18 protein-coding genes are annotated in these 23411 nt (G+C 70.3%); 15 read left to right on the top strand and 3 right to left on the bottom strand.

What is annotated here, in order from left to right; translation table 11 throughout:
* Nucleotides 1–2: 2 nt before the first annotated feature.
* Complete coding sequence (locus C3489_RS04845; protein WP_103780235.1) at nucleotides 3–824, bottom strand: C40 family peptidase; 822 nt, start codon at nucleotides 822–824, stop codon at nucleotides 3–5.
* Between the two features lie 755 nt (nucleotides 825–1579).
* Between C3489_RS04845 and C3489_RS04840 the strand changes: the two genes are divergently transcribed.
* Genes C3489_RS04840 through nuoN form a run of 14 tightly spaced genes read left to right on the top strand, consistent with a single transcriptional unit; the run spans nucleotide 1580 to nucleotide 17660 of the window.
* Nucleotides 1580–1939 carry an NADH-quinone oxidoreductase subunit A gene (locus tag C3489_RS04840; RefSeq protein WP_003992243.1) on the top strand — a complete coding sequence of 120 codons (360 nt, stop codon included), beginning with the start codon at nucleotides 1580–1582 and terminating at the stop codon, nucleotides 1937–1939.
* Nucleotides 1940–1952: 13 nt separating this feature from the next.
* A complete protein-coding gene (locus C3489_RS04835; protein ID WP_003998928.1) occupies nucleotides 1953–2507 on the top strand; it encodes an NADH-quinone oxidoreductase subunit B family protein in 555 nt (184 codons plus the stop codon).
* A complete protein-coding gene (locus C3489_RS04830; RefSeq protein ID WP_103780233.1) occupies nucleotides 2504–3280 on the top strand; it encodes an NADH-quinone oxidoreductase subunit C in 777 nt (258 codons plus the stop codon). Before C3489_RS04835 ends, C3489_RS04830 begins: the two co-directional genes overlap by 4 nt.
* Entirely contained in the window at nucleotides 3277–4617 is a 1341-nt protein-coding gene (locus tag C3489_RS04825) for an NADH-quinone oxidoreductase subunit D (RefSeq protein WP_103780231.1), read from the top strand. Before C3489_RS04830 ends, C3489_RS04825 begins: the two co-directional genes overlap by 4 nt.
* Complete coding sequence (nuoE, locus tag C3489_RS04820) at nucleotides 4614–5480, top strand: NADH-quinone oxidoreductase subunit NuoE (RefSeq protein WP_103780229.1); 867 nt, start codon at nucleotides 4614–4616, stop codon at nucleotides 5478–5480. Before C3489_RS04825 ends, nuoE begins: the two co-directional genes overlap by 4 nt.
* Nucleotides 5480–6826: an NADH-quinone oxidoreductase subunit NuoF gene (gene nuoF / locus C3489_RS04815; protein ID WP_103780227.1), complete on the top strand. Its 1347-nt coding sequence runs from the start codon at nucleotides 5480–5482 to the stop codon at nucleotides 6824–6826. The genes nuoE and nuoF overlap by 1 nt, the downstream gene beginning before the upstream one ends.
* On the top strand, nucleotides 6823–9327 hold the full coding sequence (locus C3489_RS04810) for an NADH-quinone oxidoreductase subunit G (RefSeq protein ID WP_103780225.1): 2505 nt from the start codon (nucleotides 6823–6825) through the stop codon (nucleotides 9325–9327). The genes nuoF and C3489_RS04810 overlap by 4 nt, the downstream gene beginning before the upstream one ends.
* Nucleotides 9324–10688 (top strand): NADH-quinone oxidoreductase subunit NuoH, encoded by a 1365-nt coding sequence (gene nuoH, locus C3489_RS04805; RefSeq protein WP_103780223.1) that lies wholly within the window; start codon nucleotides 9324–9326, stop codon nucleotides 10686–10688. The genes C3489_RS04810 and nuoH overlap by 4 nt, the downstream gene beginning before the upstream one ends.
* Nucleotides 10681–11322: an NADH-quinone oxidoreductase subunit NuoI gene (nuoI, locus tag C3489_RS04800; protein WP_103780221.1), complete on the top strand. Its 642-nt coding sequence runs from the start codon at nucleotides 10681–10683 to the stop codon at nucleotides 11320–11322. The genes nuoH and nuoI overlap by 8 nt, the downstream gene beginning before the upstream one ends.
* Entirely contained in the window at nucleotides 11319–12161 is an 843-nt protein-coding gene (locus tag C3489_RS04795; protein ID WP_103780219.1) for an NADH-quinone oxidoreductase subunit J, read from the top strand. Before nuoI ends, C3489_RS04795 begins: the two co-directional genes overlap by 4 nt.
* Nucleotides 12158–12457 carry an NADH-quinone oxidoreductase subunit NuoK gene (gene nuoK, locus C3489_RS04790; RefSeq protein WP_028420845.1) on the top strand — a complete coding sequence of 100 codons (300 nt, stop codon included), beginning with the start codon at nucleotides 12158–12160 and terminating at the stop codon, nucleotides 12455–12457. Before C3489_RS04795 ends, nuoK begins: the two co-directional genes overlap by 4 nt.
* Nucleotides 12458–12472: 15 nt before the next feature.
* The gene (gene nuoL / locus C3489_RS04785; RefSeq protein WP_103780217.1) at nucleotides 12473–14437 is read left to right on the top strand and encodes an NADH-quinone oxidoreductase subunit L; all 1965 of its coding nucleotides are present in this window, start codon (nucleotides 12473–12475) and stop codon (nucleotides 14435–14437) included.
* Between the two features lie 5 nt (nucleotides 14438–14442).
* Entirely contained in the window at nucleotides 14443–16014 is a 1572-nt protein-coding gene (locus C3489_RS04780; RefSeq protein ID WP_103780215.1) for an NADH-quinone oxidoreductase subunit M, read from the top strand.
* Entirely contained in the window at nucleotides 16011–17660 is a 1650-nt protein-coding gene (gene nuoN / locus C3489_RS04775) for an NADH-quinone oxidoreductase subunit NuoN (protein ID WP_103780213.1), read from the top strand. The genes C3489_RS04780 and nuoN overlap by 4 nt, the downstream gene beginning before the upstream one ends.
* Before the next feature lie 87 nt (nucleotides 17661–17747).
* Here the strand turns inward: nuoN and C3489_RS04770 are convergent, their stop codons facing one another.
* Nucleotides 17748–18284 carry a hypothetical protein gene (locus C3489_RS04770; protein ID WP_103780211.1) on the bottom strand — a complete coding sequence of 179 codons (537 nt, stop codon included), beginning with the start codon at nucleotides 18282–18284 and terminating at the stop codon, nucleotides 17748–17750.
* 252 nt (nucleotides 18285–18536) lie between these two features.
* Between C3489_RS04770 and recQ the strand changes: the two genes are divergently transcribed.
* Nucleotides 18537–20552 (top strand): DNA helicase RecQ, encoded by a 2016-nt coding sequence (gene recQ / locus C3489_RS04765; protein WP_103780209.1) that lies wholly within the window; start codon nucleotides 18537–18539, stop codon nucleotides 20550–20552.
* A gap of 63 nt (nucleotides 20553–20615) precedes the next feature.
* Here recQ and C3489_RS04760 read toward each other — a convergent pair whose 3' ends face one another.
* Entirely contained in the window at nucleotides 20616–23405 is a 2790-nt protein-coding gene (locus C3489_RS04760) for a fumarate reductase/succinate dehydrogenase flavoprotein subunit (RefSeq protein ID WP_103780207.1), read from the bottom strand.
* Between the last annotated feature and the right edge of the window lie 6 nt (nucleotides 23406–23411).

Here is a 23411-nt window from a genome sequence, read left to right as displayed (position 1 = left end):
TGTCAGAGGACGCGCACCGCTCCGCTCGGCGGGTCGTAGGACAGGTCCCGCTCGACGACGCCCGAGGACGGGTTCTGCGCGCCGACGAACATGCCGCCGCCGACGTACACGGCCACGTGGTACGCGCTGCCCGCGCTGCCCCAGTAGAGGATGTCGCCGGGCTGAAGGTTGCTCAGCGAGACCTGGGTGCCCGCGGTGGACTGGTCCTGCGAGACGCGCGGGAGGTCGATGCCGACCTGCTTGAAGGCCGTCTGCACCAGGCCCGAGCAGTCGTAGGCGGACGGGCCGGTGGCGCCGGAGACGTAGGCCTTGCCGACCTGCGCCTTGACGAAGTCGACGACCGCGGCGGCCGAACCGGTCGCGGAGGACGAGCTGGTGGAGACGTCGGCGCTCACGGAGGCGGACAGCGTGGTCCGCTCGGAGCTGCGGGAAGCGCGCTCGGCACGCTCGGCGGCCTTCTTGCGCGCGGCCTCCTCGGCCTTCTTCTTGGCCTCCGCCGCCTTCTTCTTGGCCTCGGCGAGGTCCTTTTCGGCCTGCTTCGCGGCCTTCGCGGCAGCCGCGTCACGCTCGGCACGCAGCTCGTAGTTCGCGGCCGCCAGCTGCGTGGCCTCCGCGGACTGGGCGACCTGGGCGGATATGTCCGCCGTCAGGGTGGGCAGTTCGAGCGTCTGCGTCACCGGCTCGGCGGCGTTCGCCGACGAGGCCGACGCGCCGGCCACTGCCAGGGTGCTGAGGACGCCACCGGCAACTCCGGCCCGCATCGCGATTTTCGACGCGCTGCGGCGGGGCTTCCGGTGGCTGCGTATGTGAGCGGTGTGGGACATGGAAACAACCGGTATCAGGGGCTCCTTCATACCTTCAAGAAACGTGTCCTGCGCCACAGTTGCTCAACCAAGCCCGTGAATCCCGGGCGTGTCGTTCTTTATTGACGCCGTAACGGACATTGCGGGCGCAGCTCAACACGGCTTTGATCACGTACTTTCGTCATTACGCCCGAATTGCCCTCCGCCTACCACTGGTTGGGCTGGTTGGCCAAGCCCGGTTCTCATGGGCCTCTCATCGATGTGGCGGAGGTCACGGAACGGTCACCGCACCGCCCGCGTCCCCGGGAGTTGATCACGGCCGGATCACGACGGCGGGGACTTCGTGAACGCGTGCACGCGTCCACGGCCGTGCCGCGCGTCCCCCTGATGTGTGAACGCGGCCTCTAGCAAGAGATCACGTCCAGGGCGAATTTGCCTGCCGCCGGATCGGCTTGATATTGAGGCGACCCCTCTGAGCTGCTCTGACGAGCGAAAATGTCACCTCTGGTGATCACTCGGACGCTTCCTGTGTGAAGATCACCGCTCATACGACTTCATGATCCTTCGTCAGGTGGTGGAGATCACAAAGGTTGTGCAATACCCCGTGTCGCAGATCACAGACCGGCGGGCATAAGATGCACGCGGTTGGGCTTGTGACCTGCTTCACATGTTCCCGATCTTCGCCGGGGCAGGCGGGGTTCATGGGGCTGATGGGGCGGCTGTGAGACCGACCGCAACCGCCAGCAGTCAGTGCCGACTGAGAGGAGCGAGGAGCGGTGAACGCGTATGCGCCCATCCTCGTACTGGGAGCCCTCGGGGCAGGCTTTGCGATCTTCTCCGTGGTCATGGCCACGCTGATCGGTCCGAAGCGGTACAACCGCGCCAAACTCGAAGCCTACGAGTGCGGTATCGAGCCGACCCCCACGCCGGCCGGCGGCGGGCGCTTCCCCATCAAGTACTACCTGACGGCGATGCTCTTCATCGTCTTCGACATCGAGATCGTCTTCCTCTACCCCTGGGCCGTCACCTTCGACGCCCTGGGGATCTTCGGGCTCGTGGAGATGCTGCTCTTCGTGCTCACCGTCTTCGTCGCCTACGCCTATGTCTGGCGGCGCGGCGGCCTGGAATGGGACTGAGGGGCCTAAAGACATGGGACTCGAAGAAAAGCTTCCGAGCGGCTTCCTGCTGACCACCGTCGAACAGGCCGCGGGCTGGGTGCGCAAGGCGTCCGTCTTCCCCGCGACCTTCGGCCTCGCCTGCTGCGCCATCGAGATGATGACCACCGGCGCCGGCCGCTACGACCTGGCCCGCTTCGGCATGGAGGTCTTCCGCGGCTCGCCGCGCCAGGCCGACCTGATGATCGTCGCCGGCCGGGTCAGCCAGAAGATGGCGCCGGTGCTCAGGCAGGTCTACGACCAGATGCCGAACCCCAAGTGGGTGATCTCCATGGGCGTGTGCGCCTCCTCGGGCGGCATGTTCAACAACTACGCGATCGTCCAGGGCGTCGACCACATCGTCCCCGTCGACATCTATCTGCCCGGCTGCCCGCCGCGGCCCGAGATGCTGATGGACGCGATCCTCAAGCTCCACCAGAAGATCCAGACCTCCAAGCTCGGCGTGAACGCCGAGGAGGCGGCCCGGGAGGCTGAGGAAGCGGCGCTCAAGGCCCTGCCCACGATCGAGATGAAGGGGCTGCTGCGGTGAGCGACGCGAACGGCACCTCGGCCAACGGTGCGAACGGGTCCAACGGCGCGAACGGGGTCAACCCGGAGAAGGACCTCAGCGCCTCCAACCTCCCCGGCCAGCGCGGCCAGGGCGGCGAGGAGATCCGCGTCCAGCGCGGCATGTTCGGCGCGAACAACGGCGGCGACACCTCCGGCTACGGCGGCCTGGTCCGCTCGGTCCGCCTCCCGGGACCGGCGAGCAGGCCCTACGGCGGCTGGTTCGACGAGGTGGCCGACGAACTCGAAGGCGCGCTGGAGGAACAGGGACTCCTCGCGGAGAACGCCATCGAGAAGACGGTCGTCGACCGCGGCGAGCTCACCTTCCACATCGAGCGCGAGCACCTGCTGCGCGTGGCGCAGACCCTGCGCGACGACCCGGCCCTGCGCTTCGAGCTGTGCACCGGCGTCAGCGGCGTGCACTACCCGGGCGACAAGGGGCGCGAGCTGCACGCCGTCTACCACCTGCGCTCGATCACCCACAACCGGCTGATCCGCCTCGAAGTCAGCGCCCCCGACGCCGACCCGCGCATCCCGTCGCTGGTCTCCGTCTATCCGACGAACGACTGGCACGAGCGCGAGACCTACGACTTCTTCGGGATCGTCTTCGACGGTCACCCGGCCCTGACCCGGATCATGATGCCGGACGACTGGCAGGGCCACCCGCAGCGCAAGGACTACCCCCTCGGCGGCATCCCCGTCGAGTACAAGGGCGCCCAGATCCCGGCTCCGGACCAGCGGAGGTCGTACTCGTGAGCAACACGCAGTCACACGCCGCGTCGGCGGCCTCGGCCCGCGAGACCACCGAGGGCACCGTCTACACGGTCACCGGCGGCGACTGGGACGAGGTCGTCCAGTCCGCCGCCAGGGCCGACGACGAGCGCATCGTCGTCAACATGGGTCCCCAGCACCCCTCCACCCACGGCGTGCTGCGGCTGATCCTGGAGATCGAGGGCGAGACGGTCACCGAGGCCCGCTGCGGCATCGGCTACCTCCACACCGGCATCGAGAAGAACCTCGAATACCGGACCTGGACGCAGGGCACCACGTTCGTGACGCGCATGGACTACCTGACGTCCTTCTTCAACGAGACCGCGTACTGCCTCGCCGTGGAGAAGCTCCTCGGCATCGAGGACCAGATCAGCGAACGGGCCAAGATCATCCGGGTGCTCCTGATGGAGCTGAACCGGCTCTCCTCCCACCTGGTGTGCATCGCCACCGGCGGCATGGAGCTCGGCGCGACCACGATCATGATCTACGGGTTCCGCGACCGCGAGATGATCCTCGACCTCTACGAGCTCATCACCGGCCTGCGCATGAACCACGCCTACATCCGCCCCGGCGGACTCGCCCAGGACCTGCCGCCCGGCGCGGTGGACCAGATCCGCGAGTTCGTGAAGAAGATGAACAAGAACCTCCCGGAGTACGACAAGCTCGCCACCGGGAACCCCATCTTCAAGGCCCGTATGCAGGACATCGGCTACCTCGACCTGGCCGGCTGCATGGCCCTCGGCGCGACGGGGCCCATCCTGCGCGCCACCGGCCTGCCGCACGACCTGCGCAAGACCCAGCCGTACTGCGACTACGAGACCTACGACTTCGAGGTCCCGACCGCCGACTCCTGCGACGCCTACGGCCGTTTCCTGATCCGGCTGGAGGAGATGCGCCAGTCGCTCAGGATCGTCGAGCAGTGCCTGGACCGGCTCCAGCCCGGCCCGGTCATGGTCGCCGACAAGAAGATCGCCTGGCCCGCCCAGCTCGCCCTGGGACCGGACGGACTGGGCAACTCCCTGGACCACATCAAGAAGATCATGGGCTCCTCCATGGAGGCCCTGATCCACCACTTCAAGCTGGTCACGGAGGGCTTCCGCGTCCCGCCGGGACAGGCGTACGCGGCGGTCGAGTCACCCAAGGGCGAACTCGGTGTGCACGCCGTCTCCGACGGCGGCACCCGCCCCTACCGGGTCCACTTCCGTGACCCGTCCTTCACCAACCTGCAGGCCATGGCGGCGATGTGCGAGGGCGGCCAGGTCGCCGACGTCATCGTCGCCGTCGCGTCCATCGACCCCGTGATGGGAGGCGTCGACCGGTGACCACCTCTTCTTCGGAGCGGGGCGTCAGCCTGGGCATGCCCGAGCTGCCCGCGCCCGACTACCCGGACGAGGTCCGGGCCCGGCTGGAGACGGACGCGCGCGAGATCATCGCCCGCTATCCCGACTCCCGCTCGGCGCTCCTCCCCCTGCTGCACCTGGTGCAGTCGGAGGAGGGCCACGTCACGCGCACCGGGATGCAGTTCTGCGCGGACATGCTCGGCCTGACCACGGCCGAGGTCACCGCGGTCGCCACCTTCTACACCATGTACCGGCGCAGGAAGAGCGGCGACTACCAGGTCGGTGTGTGCACCAACACGCTGTGCGCGGTGATGGGCGGCGACGCGATCTTCGCCGAGCTCCAGGAGCACCTCGGCGTCGGCAACGGCGAGACCACCGACGACGGCAAGGTCACCCTGGAGCACATCGAGTGCAACGCGGCCTGCGACTTCGCACCCGTCGTGATGGTCAACTGGGAGTTCTTCGACAACCAGACCCCCGACAGCGCCCGCCGTCTCGTGGACGACCTGCGCGCGGGACGCCCGGTCACGCCCACGCGCGGTGCGCCGCTGTGCACCTTCAAGGAGACCGCGCGGATCCTGGCCGGCTTCCCCGACGAGCGGCCGGGGGCCGTCGAGGCGGGCGGCAGCGCGGGACCGGCGTCGCTGGTGGGCCTCCGCCTGGCCAAGGGGGAGGCCGCACCCGCGCGCGTGGTCCATCCGCGCGGAGGTCCTCATGAGGAGCCGCAGGACAGGGTGCACGAGCCCTCGCCGGCCGAGCACCTCAGCTCCCATGACGCGCCGCAGGACACGTCGGCCAGCGACCCGGCCCACCCGGCCGGTCCTACTGCCGAGGAGGGGGAGTGATGACCTTGGCACCCGAACTGAAGGAGAACAGCCCGGAGAAGCTGCTCGCACCCGTGCTGTCGGCCTTCTGGGACGAGGACCGGTCCTGGTCCCTGGACGTCTACCGGCGGCACGAGGGGTACGAGGGACTCCGCAAGGCGCTCGCCATGTCACCGGACGACGTGATCGCGTACGTCAAGGACTCCGGTCTGCGCGGGCGCGGCGGCGCGGGATTCCCGACGGGCATGAAGTGGCAGTTCATCCCGCAGGGCGATGGAAAGCCGCACTATCTGGTTGTCAACGCCGACGAGTCGGAGCCCGGGACGTGCAAGGACATCCCGCTCCTCTTCGCGAACCCGCACAGCCTCATCGAGGGCATTGTGATCGCGTGCTACGCCATCAGGTCGTCGCATGCCTTCATCTATCTGCGTGGTGAAGTCGTCCCCGTTCTGCGGCGGCTGCACGAGGCCGTGCGCGAGGCCTACGCGGCGGGCTTCCTCGGCGAGAACATCCTGGGCAGCGGACTCGATCTGAACCTCACCGTGCACGCCGGTGCGGGGGCGTACATCTGCGGTGAGGAGACCGCGCTGCTCGACTCGCTCGAAGGCCGCCGGGGTCAACCGCGGCTCCGTCCCCCCTTCCCCGCTGTGGCCGGCCTGTACGCCTGCCCGACTGTTGTGAACAACGTCGAGTCGATCGCGTCGGTTCCCGCGATCCTGAACCGGGGCAAGGACTGGTTCCGGTCGATGGGCAGCGAGAAGTCCCCGGGCTTCACGCTCTACTCCCTCTCCGGCCATGTCGCGAGCCCCGGCCAGTACGAGGCGCCGCTCGGGATCACCCTGCGCCAGCTGCTCGACATGAGCGGCGGCATGCGCCCCGGGCACCGGCTGAAGTTCTGGACGCCGGGCGGCTCCTCGACCCCGATGTTCACCGACGAGCACCTCGACGTGCCCCTCGACTACGAGGGCGTGGGCGCCGCGGGCTCCATGCTCGGCACCAAGGCCCTGCAGTGCTTCGACGAGACCACCTGCGTCGTGCGCGCCGTGACCCGCTGGACGGAGTTCTACGCCCACGAGTCCTGCGGCAAGTGCACGCCCTGCCGTGAAGGCACCTACTGGCTGGTGCAGTTGCTGCGGGACATCGAGGCCGGCAAGGGCACGATGAGCGACCTCGACAAGCTCGCCGACATCGCCGACAACATCAACGGCAAGTCCTTCTGCGCTCTCGGCGACGGTGCCGCCTCGCCGATCTTCTCCTCGCTGAAGTACTTCCGCGAGGAGTACGAGCAGCACATCACGGGCCGCGGCTGCCCCTTCGACCCGGCCAAGTCGACGGCCTGGGCCGACCGCACGGAGGTGAACGCATGACCGTGACCACCGACGCCGCCAAGGGCGGGGGAGAGGCGGCACTCCCGCCGGAGGACCTGGTGACGCTGACCATCGACGGCGTCGAGATCAGCGTGCCCAAGGGCACCCTGGTCATCCGGGCCGCCGAACAGCTCGGCATCGAGATCCCCCGGTTCTGCGACCACCCCCTGCTCGACCCGGCCGGCGCCTGCCGGCAGTGCATCGTCGAGGTCGAGGGCCAGCGCAAGCCGATGGCGTCCTGCACGATCACCTGCACCGACGGCATGGTCGTGAAGACGCAGCTCAGCTCGCCCGTCGCGGAGAAGGCGCAGAAGGGTGTGATGGAGCTGCTGCTCATCAACCACCCGCTGGACTGCCCGGTCTGCGACAAGGGCGGCGAGTGCCCGCTGCAGAACCAGGCCATGTCGCACGGCCAGGCCGAGTCCCGCTTCGAGGGCAGGAAGCGCACCTACGAGAAGCCGGTCCCGATCTCCACGCAGGTGCTGCTGGACCGCGAACGGTGCGTGCTGTGCGCGCGCTGCACCCGCTTCTCCAACCAGATCGCCGGCGACCCGATGATCGAGCTGATCGAGCGGGGCGCCCTGCAGCAGGTCGGCACCGGCGAGGGCGACCCGTTCGAGTCGTACTTCTCCGGCAACACCATCCAGATCTGCCCGGTCGGCGCGCTCACCTCGGCGGCCTACCGGTTCCGCTCCCGACCCTTCGACCTGGTCTCCTCGCCGTCGGTGTGCGAGCACTGCTCGGGCGGCTGCGCCACGCGCACCGACCACCGGCGCGGCAAGGTCATGCGGCGCCTGGCCGGCTTCGACCCCGAGGTCAACGAGGAGTGGATCTGCGACAAGGGGCGCTTCGCCTTCCGCTACGCCCAGCAGAAGGACCGTCTCACCACGCCGCTGGTGCGCAACGCTGAGGGTGAGCTGGAGCCGGCGTCCTGGCCGGAGGCGCTGCGGATCGCCGCACAGGGCCTGCTCGCCTCGCGCGGCCGCACCGGAGTGCTCACCGGCGGCCGGCTCACCGTCGAGGACGCCTACGCGTACAGCAAGTTCGCGCGCGTGGCGCTCGACACCAACGACATCGACTTCCGCGCGCGCGTGCACAGCAGCGAGGAGGCCGACTTCCTGGCCGCGCGCGTGGCCGGCCGAGGCCGTGACCTCGACGGCACGGGCGTCACCTACACCGCGCTGGAGAAGGCGCCGGCGGTCCTGCTGGTCGGCTTCGAGTCGGAGGAGGAGGCGCCCGGCGTCTTCCTCCGCCTGCGCAAGGCCTGGCGCAAGCACGGGCAGAAGGTGTTCGCGCTCGCCACGCACGCCACCCGCGGTCTGACGAAGGCGGGCGGCACGCTGCTGCCGGCCGCTCCCGGCACCGAGACCGAATGGCTGGACGCCCTCGCCAGCGGCGTCGGCCTGGAGGAGGACGGCGCGGCGGCGGCCGAGGCGCTGCGCACCGAGGGCGCGGTGATCGTCGTCGGCGAGCGGCTGGCCGCGGTGGCCGGCGGTCTCACCGCCGCCGTGCGGATCGCCTCCGCGACCGGCGCCGGCCTGGTGTGGATCCCGCGCCGGGCCGGGGAGCGCGGTGCGATCGAGGCCGGTGCGCTGCCGTCGCTGCTGCCGGGCGGCCGTCCGGCCACCGACCCGCGCGCGCGTGAGGAGGTCGCCGCCGTCTGGGGCGTCGCCGAACTCCCGCACCGCTTCGGCCGCGACACCGGGCAGATCGTGGAGGCCGCCGCGAGCGGCGAACTCCAGGCGCTGCTCGTCGCCGGCGTGGAGGTCGCCGACCTGCCCGACCCGGCACGCGCGCGTGCCGCGCTCGACGAGGTCGGCTTCGTGGTGTCGCTGGAGCTGCGGCCCGGCGAGGTCACCGAGCACGCCGACGTCGTCCTGCCGGTCGCGGCGGTCGCCGAGAAGGCGGGCACCTTCCTGAACTGGGAGGGCCGGGTGCGCTTCTTCGAGGCGGCGCTCAAGCCCGACCAGATGACCCGCCCGCTGCCGCCCGCCGACGCGCGCGTGCTGCAGATGCTCGCCGACGCCATGGACGTCCACCTGGGCCTGCCGGACCTGCGCACCACGCGCGCGGAGATCGACCGGCTCGGCCCCTGGGACGGGCCGCGCGCCACCGACCCGGTGGAGAGCGCGGGCCAGCTGCCCCGGCCCGCGGCCGGTGAGGCGGTGCTCGCCGGACACCGGCTGCTGCTCGACCAGGGCGTGCTGCAGGAGGGCGACGAGGCGCTCGCCGGGACCCGGCACGCGGCCCACGCGCGCGTGTCGGCCGCGACGGCCGCCGAGTCCGGCGTCAAGGACGGCGACCTGCTCGCCGTGACCGGCCCGGCCGGCGTCGTCGAACTCCCCCTGCAGATCACCGAGATGCCCGACCGCGTCGTCTGGCTCCCGCTGAACTCCGTCGGCGGCGGTGTCGCCTCCGACACCGGGGCGCTGCCCGGCTCCCTCGTCCGCATCGGTCCGGCGACCGCCGTCGCCGACGCCCCGAAGGAGGTGGAGGGATGAGCCCGTACCTCGCCGCTGAAGACCTCTCCATGTTCGGCCACGACCCGTGGTGGCTGGTCGTCATCAAGGCGGTCTTCTGCTTCGCCTTCCTGATGGTGACCGTGCTGTTCTCCATCGTCTGGGAGCGCAAGGTCGTCGCCTGGATGCAGCTGCGCATCGGCCCGAACCGGCACGGACCCTGGGGCATGCTCCAGTCCCTCGCCGACGGCATCAAGCTGATGCTGAAGGAGGACGTCGTCGTCAAGCGCGCGGACAAGGTGGTCTACGTCCTCGCGCCGATCGTCGCCGCCATCCCGGCGTTCATGGCGATCGCGGTGATCCCCTTCGGCCCGGCCGGCAACGAGATCTCGATCTTCGGCCAGCGCACCACGATGCAGCTCACCGACCTGCCGATCGCGATGCTCTACATCCTCGCGGTCGCCTCGGTCGGCATCTACGGCATCGTGCTGGCGGGCTGGAGCTCCGGTTCGACGTACCCGCTGCTCGGCGGACTGCGCTCCTGCGCGCAGATGATCTCCTACGAGATCGCCATGGGCGCCGCGTTCGCCTCGGTGTTCCTGTACTCCGGGTCGATGTCGACGTCGACGATCGTGGAGCAGCAGCACGACCGCTGGTACATCCTGCTGCTGCCGGTCTCCTTCATCCTCTACATCGTCACCATGGTCGGCGAGACCAACCGCGCCCCCTTCGACATGCCGGAGTCCGAGGGCGACCTGGTCGGCGGCTTCAACACCGAGTACTCCTCGATCAAGTTCGCGATGTTCATGCTCGCCGAGTACGTGAACATGGTGACGGTGTCGGCGGTGTCGACCACCCTCTTCCTCGGCGGCTGGCGTGCACCCTGGCCCATCAGCACCTTCTGGGAGGGCGCCAACCACGGCTGGTGGCCGCTGCTGTGGTTCGTGGTCAAGGTGCAGCTGCTGCTGTTCTTCTTCATCTGGCTGCGCGGCACGCTGCCCCGCGTCCGCTACGACCAGCTGATGAAGCTCGGCTGGAAGGTCCTCATCCCGGTGTCGGTGGTGTGGCTGATGCTGGTCGCGACCGTGCGGGCACTGCGCAACGAGAACTACGACTTCGCCGACATCGCCCTCTACGTCGGCGGCGGTGTCCTGGCCCTGCTGCTGTTGTCCTTCGTCGTCGACATGTTCCGCGAGAAGACGAAGAAGGAGGAGCGGGTCGCCGAGCAGCCCGCCGGCTTCGACCCGATGGCCGGTGGATTCCCCGTGCCGCCGCTGCCCGGGCAGGAGCTGCCGCCGGTGCCCCGGCGCCGTTCACGCCGCGAGCGTGAGCTGATTGTCAGTGGTGGGCCCGATACTCACAGTGACGGATCTCTGGATGGAAAGGAGGCGTCCGATGGCTGAGGAGCCCAAGGAGACCAAGCCCGGTTTCCTCAACCCGGTGGCCGGCTTCGGCGTGACCTTCAAGGCCATGTTCAAGAAGCGGCTGACCGAGCAGTACCCGGAGCAGAAGAAGACCACGGCTCCGCGGTTCCACGGACGGCACCAGCTCAACCGCCATCCGGACGGCCTGGAGAAGTGCGTCGGCTGCGAGCTGTGCGCCTGGGCCTGCCCCGCCGACGCCATCTACGTGGAGGGCGCCGACAACACCGACGAGGAGCGCTACTCGCCGGGCGAGCGGTACGGCCGCGTCTACCAGATCAACTACGCCCGCTGCATCCTGTGCGGGCTGTGCATCGAGGCGTGCCCCACGCGCGCGCTGACGATGACCAACGAGTTCGAGCTGGCCGACTCCAGCCGCGCGAACCTCATCTACACCAAGGAACAGCTGCTCGCCGGCCTCGAAGAGGGCATGGTCGACACCCCGCACGCGATCTACCCGGGGATGGACGAGCAGGACTACTACCGGGGCCTGGTCACCGAGGCCGCCCCCGGCACGGTCCGGCAGGTCGCCGTCTCCAAGGGCGAGGTCCCGCAGGAGGCCGCGTCCACCTTCGGCGAGGAGGAACCGGCGTCGGAGAAGGTGATCGGCCGATGACCGCGCAACTCGCCGCCTACTCCACCTCCACCGGAGAGGCCTTCCAGTTCTGGGTCCTCGGCACGATCGCGGTGATCGGCGCCCTGTGCACCGTCTTCATGAAGAAGGCCGTGCACAGCGCCCTCTGCCTCGCCGGGACCATGATCGTCCTGGCGGTGTTCTACCTCGCCAACGGCGCCTACTTCCTCGGCATCGTGCAGATCGTCGTCTACACCGGCGCGATCATGATGCTGTTCCTGTTCGTGGTGATGCTCGTCGGCGTCACCGCGGCGGACTCCCTGAAGGAGACCATCAAGGGCCAGCGCTGGCTGGCCCTGGTGTGCGGACTCGGCTTCGGCATCCTGCTGTTCGCCGGGATCGGCAACGCCTCCCTGAAGGAGTTCAACGGCACCGGCCAGGCGAACGCGAACGGCAACGTGGAGGGGCTCGCGTCCCTCATCTTCACCAAGTACGTGTTCGCCTTCGAGATCACCGGCGCCCTGCTGATCACGGCCGCCGTCGGCGCCATGGTGCTCACCCACCGCGAGCGCACCGAGCGCGCCCGGACCCAGCGCGAGCTGGCCGAACAGCGGGTGCGCGAGGGCACGTACATCCCGCCGCTGCCGGCGCCCGGTGTGTACGCCCGGCACAACGCCGTGGACATCGCGGGCCTGCTGCCCGACGGCACCCCGTCCGAGCTCACCGTCAGCAAGACGCTGCGCGAGCGCGGCCAGATCCGTGACGTGTCCGCCGAGGCCCTCAACGACCTCAAGGCGCTGGAGCAGCGCGCGGCGGAGCGTCTGGAGCGGGGCGCGATCGAGCCGGCGGCCTTCAAGCGGACCGAGGAGGCGTCGAAGTGAACCCGGTCAACTACCTGTACCTGGCGGCCCTGTTGTTCACGATCGGCGCCACCGGCGTACTGATCCGGCGCAACGCCATCGTGGTCTTCATGTGCATCGAGCTGATGCTGAACGCCTGCAACCTCGCGTTCGTCGCCTTCTCCCGGATGCACGGCAACCTCGACGGCCAGATCATCGCGTTCTTCACGATGGTCGTCGCCGCAGCGGAGGTCGTGGTCGGGCTCGCGATCATCGTGTCGCTGTTCCGTACCCGCCACTCGGCCTCGGTCGACGACGCCAGCCTGATGAAGCTGTAAGGGGTCGGAAGAATCGTGGAGAACCTGATCGCGCTGCTCATCGCGGCGCCCCTGCTCGGAGCGGCCGTCCTCCTGGTCGGTGGCCGGCGCCTGGACCGCGTCGGCCACTGGATCGGCGTGGCCCTGTCCGCCCTGTCCTTCGTGTTCGGCCTCGTCCTCTTCTCCGACCTGCTGGGCAAGGACGCAGCGGACCGCACGCTGACCCAGCACCTGTTCAGCTGGATCCCGGTCGAGGGCTTCCAGGCGGACGTCGCCTTCCGCCTGGACCAGCTGTCGATGACGTTCGTCCTGCTGATCACCGGTGTCGGCTCGCTGATCCACCTGTACTCGGTCGGGTACATGGAGCACGACGAGCGCCGCCGCCGCTTCTTCGGCTACCTCAACTTGTTCCTCGCGGCGATGCTGCTGCTCGTCCTCGCCGACAACTACCTGCTGCTGTACGTCGGCTGGGAGGGCGTCGGTCTCGCCTCCTACCTGCTCATCGGCTTCTGGCAGCACAAGCCCAGCGCGGCCACCGCGGCGAAGAAGGCCTTCCTGGTCAACCGCGTCGGCGACATGGGCCTGTCCATCGCCATCATGCTGATGTTCACCACCTTCGGCACCTTCGCCTTCGGCCCGCTGCTCGGCACCCACGAGGAGCCCGGCCTGGCCGGTGACGCGAGCGAGGGCAAGCTCACCGCGATCGCCCTGATGCTGCTGCTCGCGGCCTGCGGCAAGTCCGCCCAGGTGCCGCTGCAGTCCTGGCTCGGGGACGCCATGGAGGGCCCGACCCCGGTCTCGGCCCTGATCCACGCCGCGACGATGGTGACCGCGGGTGTCTACCTCATCGTCCGCTCCGCCGCGATCTTCAACGCGGCGCCCGACGCGCAGCTGGTCGTCACGGTGGTCGGCGCGGTCACGCTCCTGTTCGGTGCGATCGTCGGTTGCGCCAAGGACGACATCAAGAAGGCGCTGGCCGGCTCGACCATGTCGCAGATCGGCTACATGGTGCTGGCCGCGGGTCTCGGCCCCATCGGCTACGTCTTCGCGATCATGCACCTGGTGACGCACGGCTTCTTCAAGGCCGGCCTCTTCCTCGGCGCCGGTTCGGTCATGCACGGCATGAACGACGAGGTCGACATGCGCCGCTACGGCGGCCTGCGCAAGTACATGCCGATCACGTTCATCACCTTCGGCCTCGGCTACCTCGCCATCATCGGCTTCCCGGGCCTGTCCGGCTTCTTCTCCAAGGACAAGATCATCGAGGCGGCGTTCGCCAAGGGCGGCACCGAGGGCTGGATCCTCGGCGGCGCGGCCCTGCTGGGCGCGGCCATCACCGCCTTCTACATGACGCGCGTGATGCTGATGACGTTCTTCGGCGAGGAGCGCTGGCGCAACGCGCCGACGCCGTCCCCGGCCGAGCCCAGTGTGGAGCCGGCCGCCGAGACCCGCGGCGAGTACAGCGCGCCGCACCCGCACGAGTCGCCGAAGGTCATGACGATCCCGATGATCGTGCTGGCCGTCGGTTCGGTCTTCGGCGGCGCGTTCTTCAGCATCGGCGACCGCTTCCTGAACTGGCTGGAGCCGGTCACCGGGCACAGCGAGGGCGACTCGCCGCTCAGCGCGGCGACGGTCACCGGCGCCACCATGGTGTGCCTCGTCATCGGCGTGGCCATCGCCTGGGCGCAGTACGGCCGCAAGCCCGTCCCGGCGGTCGCCCCGCGCGGCTCGCTGCTCACCCGGGCCGCCCGCCGCGACCTGCTGCAGGACGACTTCAACCACGTCGTCCTGGTCCGCGGCGGCGAGCACCTGACGCGCTCCCTGGTCTACGTCGACCACACCCTGGTCGACGGTGTCGTCAACGGCACGGCGGCCTCGGTCGGCGGCCTGTCCGGACGGTTGCGGCGAGTGCAGAACGGCTTCGCGCGGTCGTACGCGGTCTCGATGTTCGGCGGTGCGGCACTCCTCATTGCCGCGACCCTGCTGATGAGGGCGGTCTGATACCGATGTCCTTTCCTCTGCTGACAGCGACGGCGGCGCTCCCGGCCATCGGGGCCATCGCCACGGCCGCCGTCCCGGCCGCGCGGCGCACCGCCGCCAAGTGGCTGGCGCTGCTGTTCTCGCTCGCCACGCTCGCCCTGGCCGCCACCGTCCTGGTCCGCTTCGACCCCGACGGCGACCGCTACCAGCTCACCGAGTCGCACGCCTGGATCAAGGAATTCGGGGTGCGCTACGAACTGGGCGTGGACGGCATCGCGGTGGCGCTGATCGCGCTGACCGCGCTGCTGATCCCGTTCATCCTCCTGGCGGGCTGGCACGACGCCGACCCGCTGGAGACCGGCAGCCGGCGCTGGCGGCCCACCCAGGGCTTCTTCGCGCTGATCCTGGCCGTCGAGGCGATGGTGATCCTCTCCTTCGAGGCCACCGACGTCTTCCTCTTCTACATCTTCTTCGAAGCCATGCTCATCCCGATGTACTTCCTCATCGGCGGCTTCGGGGACCGTGCCCACGAGCACGGCGAGGAGACGGCCGCCACCCAGCGGTCGTACGCGGCGGTGAAGTTCCTGCTCTACAACCTGGTCGGCGGTCTGATCATGCTGGCCGCGGTGATCGGCCTGTACGTGGTCGCCGGGAGCTTCTCCCTCACCGAGATCGCGCAGGCCCGCGCGGGCGGCTCGCTGGACATGGCGACCAGCACCGAACGCTGGCTGTTCCTCGGCTTCTTCTTCGCCTTCGCGGTGAAGGCGCCGCTGTGGCCGCTGCACACCTGGCTGCCCAACGCCATGCAGGAGTCCACCGCCCCGGTGGCCGTCCTCATCACGGCGGTCGTCGACAAGGTCGGCACCTTCGCGATGCTGCGCTTCTGCCTCCAGCTCTTCCCGGAGGCGTCGAAGTGGGCGACGCCGGTCATCCTCGTCCTGGCGCTGATCAGCATCATCTACGGCGCGCTGCTGGCGGTCGGCCAGCGGGACATCAAGCGCCTGGTGGCGTACGCGTCGATCTCGCACTTCGGGTTCATCATCCTGGGCATCTTCGCGATGACCAGCCAGGGTCAGTCCGGCGCGACGCTGTACATGGTCAACCACGGGATCTCGACGGCCGCGCTGATGCTGGTCGCGGGCTTCCTGATCTCCCGGCGCGGCTCGCGGCTCATCGCCGACTACGGCGGTGTGCAGAAGGTGGCCCCGGTGCTCGCCGGCACGTTCCTGATCGGCGGTCTGGCGACCCTGTCGCTGCCCGGACTCGCGCCGTTCGTCAGCGAGTTCCTCGTCCTGGTCGGCGCGTTCTCCCGCTATCCGGCCATCGGCATCATCGCCACCTTCGGCATCGTCCTCGCCGCGCTCTACACGTTGGTGCTGTACCAGCGCACGATGACCGGCCCGGTGAAGCCGGAGGTCTCGGCGATGCCCGACCTGCGGGTGCGCGAGCTGGTGGTCGTCGCCCCGCTGGTCGTCCTGCTGATCTTCCTGGGCGTCTACCCGAAGCCCGTCACGGACATCGTCAACCCGGCGGTCAAGCAGACCCTGTCGGACGTACACAAGAAGGACCCCCGGCCCGAGGTGGAGGCGGCCAAGTGAGCACAGCAGCCGTCCACAGCCTGTGGACAACCGCGGCCGACCCGATCGCGAAGATCGACGCGCCGAAGATCGAATACGGGCAATTGTCGCCCACCCTGATCGTCATCGGCGCCGCGATCGTCGGAGTCCTCATCGAGGCGTTCGTCCCGCGCAGAACCCGCTACTACGCACACCTGTTCGTCTCCGTCGTGGCGCTGGCGGCCGCCTTCGCCGCGGTCGTCGCGCTCGCCGCGGACGGCTACGGCACCACCAAGGCGCGCATCGCCGCCATGGGTGCGATCGCCGTCGACGGCCCGGCGCTGTTCCTGCAGGGGACGATCCTGCTGGCGGCCCTGGTCGGCCTGTTCACCTTCGCCGAGCGGCGTCTGGACCCCGCGGCGCACGGCCGGCCGGTGGACTCCTTCGCCGCGCAGGCCGCGGCCGTACCGGGCGGCGACAGCGAGAAGGCGGCCGTGAAGGCCGGCTTCACCACCACCGAGGTCTTCCCGCTGCTGCTGTTCGCGGTCGCCGGCATGCTGGTCTTCCCCTCGGCCAACGACCTGCTGACCCTGTTCATCGCGCTGGAAGTGTTCTCGCTCCCGCTGTACCTGCTGTGCGCACTGGCCCGCCGCAAGCGGCTGATGTCGCAGGAGGCCGCGGTGAAGTACTTCCTGCTCGGCGCGTTCGCCTCCGCGTTCACCCTGTTCGGCATCGCCCTGCTGTACGGCTACGCCGGCTCGGTGTCCTACGGCACGATCGCCCAGGTCGTCGACGGCACGATCAGCAACGTCGACCCGGCCCTGGCCAACACCATGGGCAACGACGCGCTGCTGCTGCTCGGCACCGCGATGATCGTGATGGGCCTGCTGTTCAAGGTCGGCGCGGTGCCCTTCCACATGTGGACGCCGGACGTCTACCAGGGCGCCCCGACGCCGGTGACCGGCTTCATGGCCGCGGCGACCAAGGTGGCGGCCTTCGGCGCCCTGCTGCGCATCCTGTACGTCGTCCTGCCGGGCATGCGCTGGGACTGGCGGCCGGTCATGTGGGGCGTCGCGATCGTCACCATGCTGGGCGGTGCGATCGTCGCGATCACCCAGACCGACATCAAGCGGCTGCTGGCGTACTCGTCGATCGTGCACGCGGGATTCATCCTCGCGGGTGTCATCGCCACCACGCCGGACGGCGTCTCGTCGGTGCTGTTCTACCTGGCCGCGTACTCGTTCGTGACCATCGGCGCGTTCGCCGTGGTGACGCTGGTGCGCGACGCGGGCGGCGAGGCCACGCACCTGTCCAAGTGGGCGGGGCTCGGCCGGCGCTCGCCGCTGGTGGCGGCGGTGTTCGCGGTGTTCCTGCTGGCCTTCGCGGGCATCCCGCTCACCTCCGGCTTCGCCGGGAAGTTCGCCGTGTTCAAGGCGGCCGCCGAGGGCGGCGCGGCCCCGCTGGTCGTGATCGGTGTGATCTCGTCGGCCGTCGCGGCGTTCTTCTACATCCGGGTGATCGTGCTGATGTTCTTCAGCGAGCCGCGTCCGGAGGGGCCGACGGTCGCCGTGCCGTCGCCGCTGACGATGACGGCGATCGGCGTGGGTGTCGCGGTCACGCTGGTGCTCGGTGTGGCGCCGCAGTACTTCCTGGACCTGGCGAGCCAGGCGGGTGTCTTCGTGCGCTGAGCCGTTCGCTCTCCTACGGCCGTGGGCCCCGGTTCCTTCCCCGAGGAACCGGGGCCCACGCGTGCCCGACCGGGGGCAGGGCGTGCGTCAGGCGTGCGGCATGTCGGAGGCCGGGCAGGTCACGTCGGGGTTCCACTGGGCGAACAGGCCGTTGCGGTTCGGCTTGTACAGCCAGGCGTGCAGGTCGTAGTGGCGCGGCATGCCGGGGTAGTGCCCGGCCATCGGCCCCTGGAAGTCCTGCCCGAAGATCTGCGGCCGCCCGCCCGTGGCGTCGGCGGTCGGGACGACCCACTCCACCCCGACCAGCCGGCGTCCGCCGTTGCCGTCGTCCTCGTAGAGCAGACCGGCCGGCTTCTCCGGGTCCAGCGAGCCGAAGAGGGACTCGTTGAAGTAGTGGTAGCCCATGCCGCCCTGGTCGCGGGCCAGGCACATGTGCGCCTCGTAGCCGTCGGCGAGCGCGTTCGGCAGGTAGCTGTACTTCGCGGTCGCCGCGTAGGTGCGGGCGAGCCGCCCCTGCAGGGCCGGGCCGGGATCGGCGGCGTCGGCGTGGGCGGGCGCGGCGGTCAGGGGCAGGCAGAGGGACGCGGTCAGGGCGAGGACGGCCTTGGCGAGACGGGGGCGCATGCGGAGAACTCCTCGACGGCAGCGGGACAGGGTGGGTGCGGGATCCCCCCGGTCCCGCCCGAGCAGCATGTCCCGCACGTCAGGGGCTCGCCACGTCGGACGGGCCATTGGACTGAGGTACGACGACGGCACGCGAGGCCGACGACGAGGTCCGATGATCACACCGCTCGCCTGTGGATAACTCCGGCGCTGTCGGCGCGGGCCCCTATCGTGGAGGCAGTGGTCGAGGGACGACGCACGGGGGACGGGACAATGGCCGGGACGGGCGTGATCAGCGAGATGGCAGAGATGACCGAGGTGCCGGGCGTGGGCGCGAGCGAGGCGCTGGCCACGCTGCACCGGGTCTTCGGATACGGGGCCTTCCGCGGCGAGCAGGAAGCGATCATCGAGCATGTGGTGGCCGGCGGCGACGCGGTCGTCCTGATGCCGACCGGCGGCGGAAAGTCGCTGTGCTACCAGATCCCGTCCCTGGTCAGAGCCGGTACGGGGATCGTCGTCTCGCCGCTCATCGCGCTCATGCAGGACCAGGTGGACGCGCTGCGGGCGCTCGGCGTGCGCGCCGGCTTCATCAACTCCACGCAGGACTTCGACGAGCGGCGCGTGGTGGAGGCCGAGTTCCTGGCGGGTGAGCTGGACCTGCTCTACCTGGCGCCGGAGCGGCTGCGGCTCGACGCCACCCTGGACCTGCTCGCCCGCGGGAAGATCTCGGTCTTCGCCATCGACGAGGCGCACTGCGTCTCCCAGTGGGGCCACGACTTCCGGCCCGACTACCTCACCCTGTCGCTGCTCGGCGAGCGCTGGCCGGACGTCCCGCGCATCGCGCTCACCGCCACGGCGACCCGCGCGACGCACCAGGAGATCACCGAGCGGCTGAACATGCCGCGGGCCCGCCACTTCGTGGCCAGCTTCGACCGGCCCAACATCCAGTACCGGATCGTGTCCAAGGCGGACCCGAAGAAGCAGCTGCTGAGCTTCCTGCGCCAGGAGCACGCGGGCGACGCCGGCATCGTGTACTGCCTGTCGCGCAACTCGGTGGAGCGGACGGCGGAGTTCCTCACCGCCAACGGCGTCGAGGCGGTCCCGTACCACGCGGGCCTGGACGCCGGCACGCGCGCGGCGCACCAGTCCCGCTTCCTGCGCGAGGACGGCCTGGTCGTGGTGGCGACCATCGCCTTCGGCATGGGCATCGACAAGCCGGACGTGCGCTTCGTCGCCCATCTGGACCTGCCGAAGTCGGTCGAGGGCTATTACCAGGAGACCGGCCGCGCCGGCCGTGACGGGCTGCCCTCCACGGCCTGGATGGCGTACGGCCTCAACGACGTCATCCAGCAGCGCAAGCTCATCCAGTCCGGCGAGGGCGACGAGGCCTTCCGGCGGCGGGCCCAGTCCCACCTGGACGCCATGCTCGCCCTGTGCGAGACGGCCCGGTGCCGGCGTGGCCAGCTCCTGGCCTACTTCGGGCAGGAGCCGGGGGCGGAGGGCTGCGGCAACTGCGACACCTGCCTGACCCCGCCGGAGACCTGGGACGGCACGGTCGCCGCGCAGAAGGTGCTGTCGACGGTGGTGCGGCTGCAGCGCGAGCGCGGACAGAAGTTCGGCACCGGGCAGATCGTGGACATCCTGCTGGGCAAGCGCACCGGCAAGGTGATCCAGTTCGACCACGACCAGCTGTCGGTGTTCGGCATCGGCCAGGAGCTCACCGAGGGCGAATGGCGCGGTGTGGTGCGCCAGTTGCTCGCCCAGGGGCTGCTCGCCGTCGAGGGCGAGTACGGCACGCTGGTGCTGACCGAGGCCAGCGGGTCGGTGCTGCGGCGTGAGCGGGAGGTGCCGCTGCGCAAGGAGCCGAAGAAGCCGACGGCGTCGCGGTCGGGCTCGGCCGGTTCCTCGGGCCGTGGCGGTGAACGCCGGCCCAAGGCAGCCGCGGCCGAGCTGCCCGAGGCGCTTCAGCCGGCCTTCGAGGCCCTGCGCGCCTGGCGTGCCGAACAGGCCCGTGAGCAGGGCGTCCCGGCGTACGTCATCTTCCACGACGCCACGCTGCGGGAGATCGTCACGGCGTGGCCGACGTCGGTGCGTGAGCTGGGCACGGTCAGCGGGGTCGGCCTGAAGAAGCTGGAGACGTACGGGGAGGGCGTGCTCGCCGTCCTGGCGGGCCTGGACGGGCCGCCCAGCGTGGCGAGGACGCTGGCGTCGGCCACGCCCGGCGAGCAGGATCCGGGCGCGATGGACGACTGGCCCGACGCCGAACCGGAGCCGGAGGACTGGATATAGGGCGCGCGGTGTGCGGCGGTCGCTCTCGGACGGCGTCCGCCGCACACCTTGAAGCCCCGCTCGTCACAGCCCCCGTGCCGCGTACGCCCTGACGTCCGCGTCCGTGTCCGCGGTGGCCGTGGCGAGCGCCGCCCGGGCTCCCTCGGCGTCGCCGTGCCGGGTGAGGGCGAGGACCGCGGCCTTGCGTACGTCGGCGTTCGGGTCGGCGACGGCCTTGGCGAGCGCGGGCACGGCCAGGTCGGCGGCCACGGCCGACAGGGCGGTCGCGGCACCGGCGCGTACCTGCCAGGCCGGGTCGGTCAGGGCGGCGACGGCCCGTGCGGCCAGGGGGGCCGGGCAGCCGGCGGTGCCCAGCGCCTCGTAGGCCGCCCCGCGCACCAGCGCGTCGGGGTCCTCGGTGAGGCCGCCGAGGGCCTGGTGCAGGGTGCCGGGCTCCGCGGCGTTCGCGCGGGTGGTCGCCGCCACCGTGGCCAGCGCCTTGGCGAGCGTCACCCGGACCTCGCGGGAGGGGTCGGCGGTGGCGGCGCGGGCCAGTTCGTCGGCGGCGTCGACGGAGACCAGGGCCCGTACGGCCGCGATGCGGACGGTGATGTCGGCGTCGGTCAGGGACCCGGCGAACAGTGCGGCGTCCCCCAGGCGCAGGGCGCGCAGTACGTCGAGCGCGGCGGCGCGGACCACGGCGTCCGGCTCGGTCAGGGCGGCGGCGAGGCCGTCGCGCAGGGCGGGTTCGGGCGGAAGGGTCTCGACGAGCTCACGGAGGGAGGCAGCGGCGGCGGACCGCACCTCGGCGGCGGGGTCGCGCAGTGCGGCGGCCAGGGCGGGCCCGGTGCCGGCGGGCAGCGTCTCGGTCAGGACGGCCACCGCCTCGCGCCGGACGGCGGCTGACGGGTCGGCCAAGTAGGGGCGCAGCGCGTCCAGTTCGGGCTGTTCCTCGGCGAGGGCGACGAGCTGCAGGAGGCGCTCCGCGTCCTGTCCGGCGTCGGGCTGGGCCGGGGGAGCCGTCCGGGGAGCGGGGCGCCGCTCGGAGTCGTCGCCGGCGGGCCGGACCGCCAGGGGTGCCGCGTCCCGCGACCCGGCCGTCGCCACGTCCTGTGCGTGGACCTCGCCGAGGGAGCGGGAGGGGCCGCCGACGGGCACGTACCCCTCCACGGGGACCAGATAGGGAGCCACGGGGCGGGCCGTGAACTCCATCGCACCAGAGGGGGACTTGTGCAGATCGAGATGGTGGAACCAGGAGGCGTCGTCGCGCGCCGGATGGTCGAGGCGCTCGTGGTAGAGGCCCCAGCGGGACTCCGTGCGGGCCAGGGAGGCACGCGCGGCCATCTCCGCGCAGTCGCGGATGAAGGTGACCTCCGCGCAGCGCATCAGCTCATGCGCGGTACGCGCGCCCATCGCGGCGATGTCGGCGCGCATCCGCTCGAACGCCTCCAGCGCAAGGGAGAGCCGGGCGCCCGACTTCGGCGGGGCGACATAGTCGTTCACGAAGCGGCGCAGCTTGTACTCGACCTGCTGCTGCGGGGGGCCGGCCGGGTTGCGCAGCGGGCGGTAGATCAGCTCGTGCGCCTCGCGCAGCTGCTCCTCGGGCAGCTCGCCCTCGTAGGCGGTGTACTGGGCGGCGTCCGCGCCGGCCAGGTCGCCGAAGACGAACGCGCCGATCATGTAGTTGTGCGGCACGCAGGCCAGGTCGCCGGCCGCGTACAGGCGGGGCACGGTCGTACGGGCGTGGTCGTCCACGCGGACGCCGGAGGCGGAGTGGCCGCCGCACAGGCCGATCTCGGAGATGTGCATCTCGATGTCGTGGGTGCGGTAGTCGTGGCCGCGTCCGGCGTGGAAGGTGCCGCGGGTGGGGCGCTCGGTGGAGTGCAGGATCGACTCCAGCGCCGTGACCGACTCCTCCGGGAGGTGGCTGAGCTTGAGGTAGACGGGGCCCCGGTCGGAGGCGACCTCGGCCGCGAACTCGGCCATCATCTGCCCCGACCAGTAGTCGGAGTCGACGAAGCGCTCACCGTGCCGGTTGACCTGGTAGCCGCCGAACGGGTTGGCGACATAGGCGCAGGCGGGACCGTTGTAGTCCTTGATCAGCGGGTTGATCTGGAAGCACTCGATACCGGTGAGCTCGGCACCGGCGTGGTAGGCCATGGCGTAGCCGTCGCCGGCGTTGGTGGGGTTCTCGTAGGTGCCGTACAGGTAGCCGGAGGCGGGCAGGCCGAGGCGGCCGCAGGCGCCGGTGGCGAGGATCACCGCGCCCGCGCGGACGGTGACGAACGCGCCGGTGCGGGTGTTGAAGCCGACCGCGCCCACCGCCCGGCCCTGCGCGGTCAGCACCCGCACCGGCATCACCCGGTTCTCGATGCGGATCCGCTCCCGCATCTCCCGGCGGCGCAGCTGCCGGTAGAGGACCTTCTTGACGTCCTTGCCCTCCGGCATCGGCAGCACATAGGAGCCGGAGCGGTGGACCTGGCGGACCGCGTACTCGCCGTGCTCGTCCTTCTCGAACTTCACGCCGTAGGACTCCAGCCGCTGCACCATCGAGAAGCCGCGCGTCGCGGTCTGGCGGACGGTGGACTGGTCGACGATGCCGTCGTTGGCGCGGGTGATCTCGGCGACGTAGTCGTCGGGTTCGGCCCGGCCGGGGACGACCGCGTTGTTGACGCCGTCCATGCCCATGGCGAGCGCGCCCGAGTGACGGACGTGGGCCTTCTCCAGCAGCAGGACGTTCGCGCCGTGCTCGGCGGCGGTCAGCGCGGCCATCGTCCCGGCGGTGCCGCCGCCGATGACGAGGACGTCGCAGGTCAGCTCCTCGGCGTCACCGAGGGCGGGGATCGCCAGGGGAGTGTCCGCAGTGGTGTTCACGTCAGT

Origin of the sequence: Streptomyces sp. Ru71 (assembly GCF_002920535.1) — a bacterium.
In the GTDB taxonomy this organism is placed as follows: domain Bacteria; phylum Actinomycetota; class Actinomycetes; order Streptomycetales; family Streptomycetaceae; genus Streptomyces.
The sequence above is the reverse complement of the archived record's forward strand: the minus strand, read 5'-3'. Positions and strand labels throughout refer to the sequence as shown.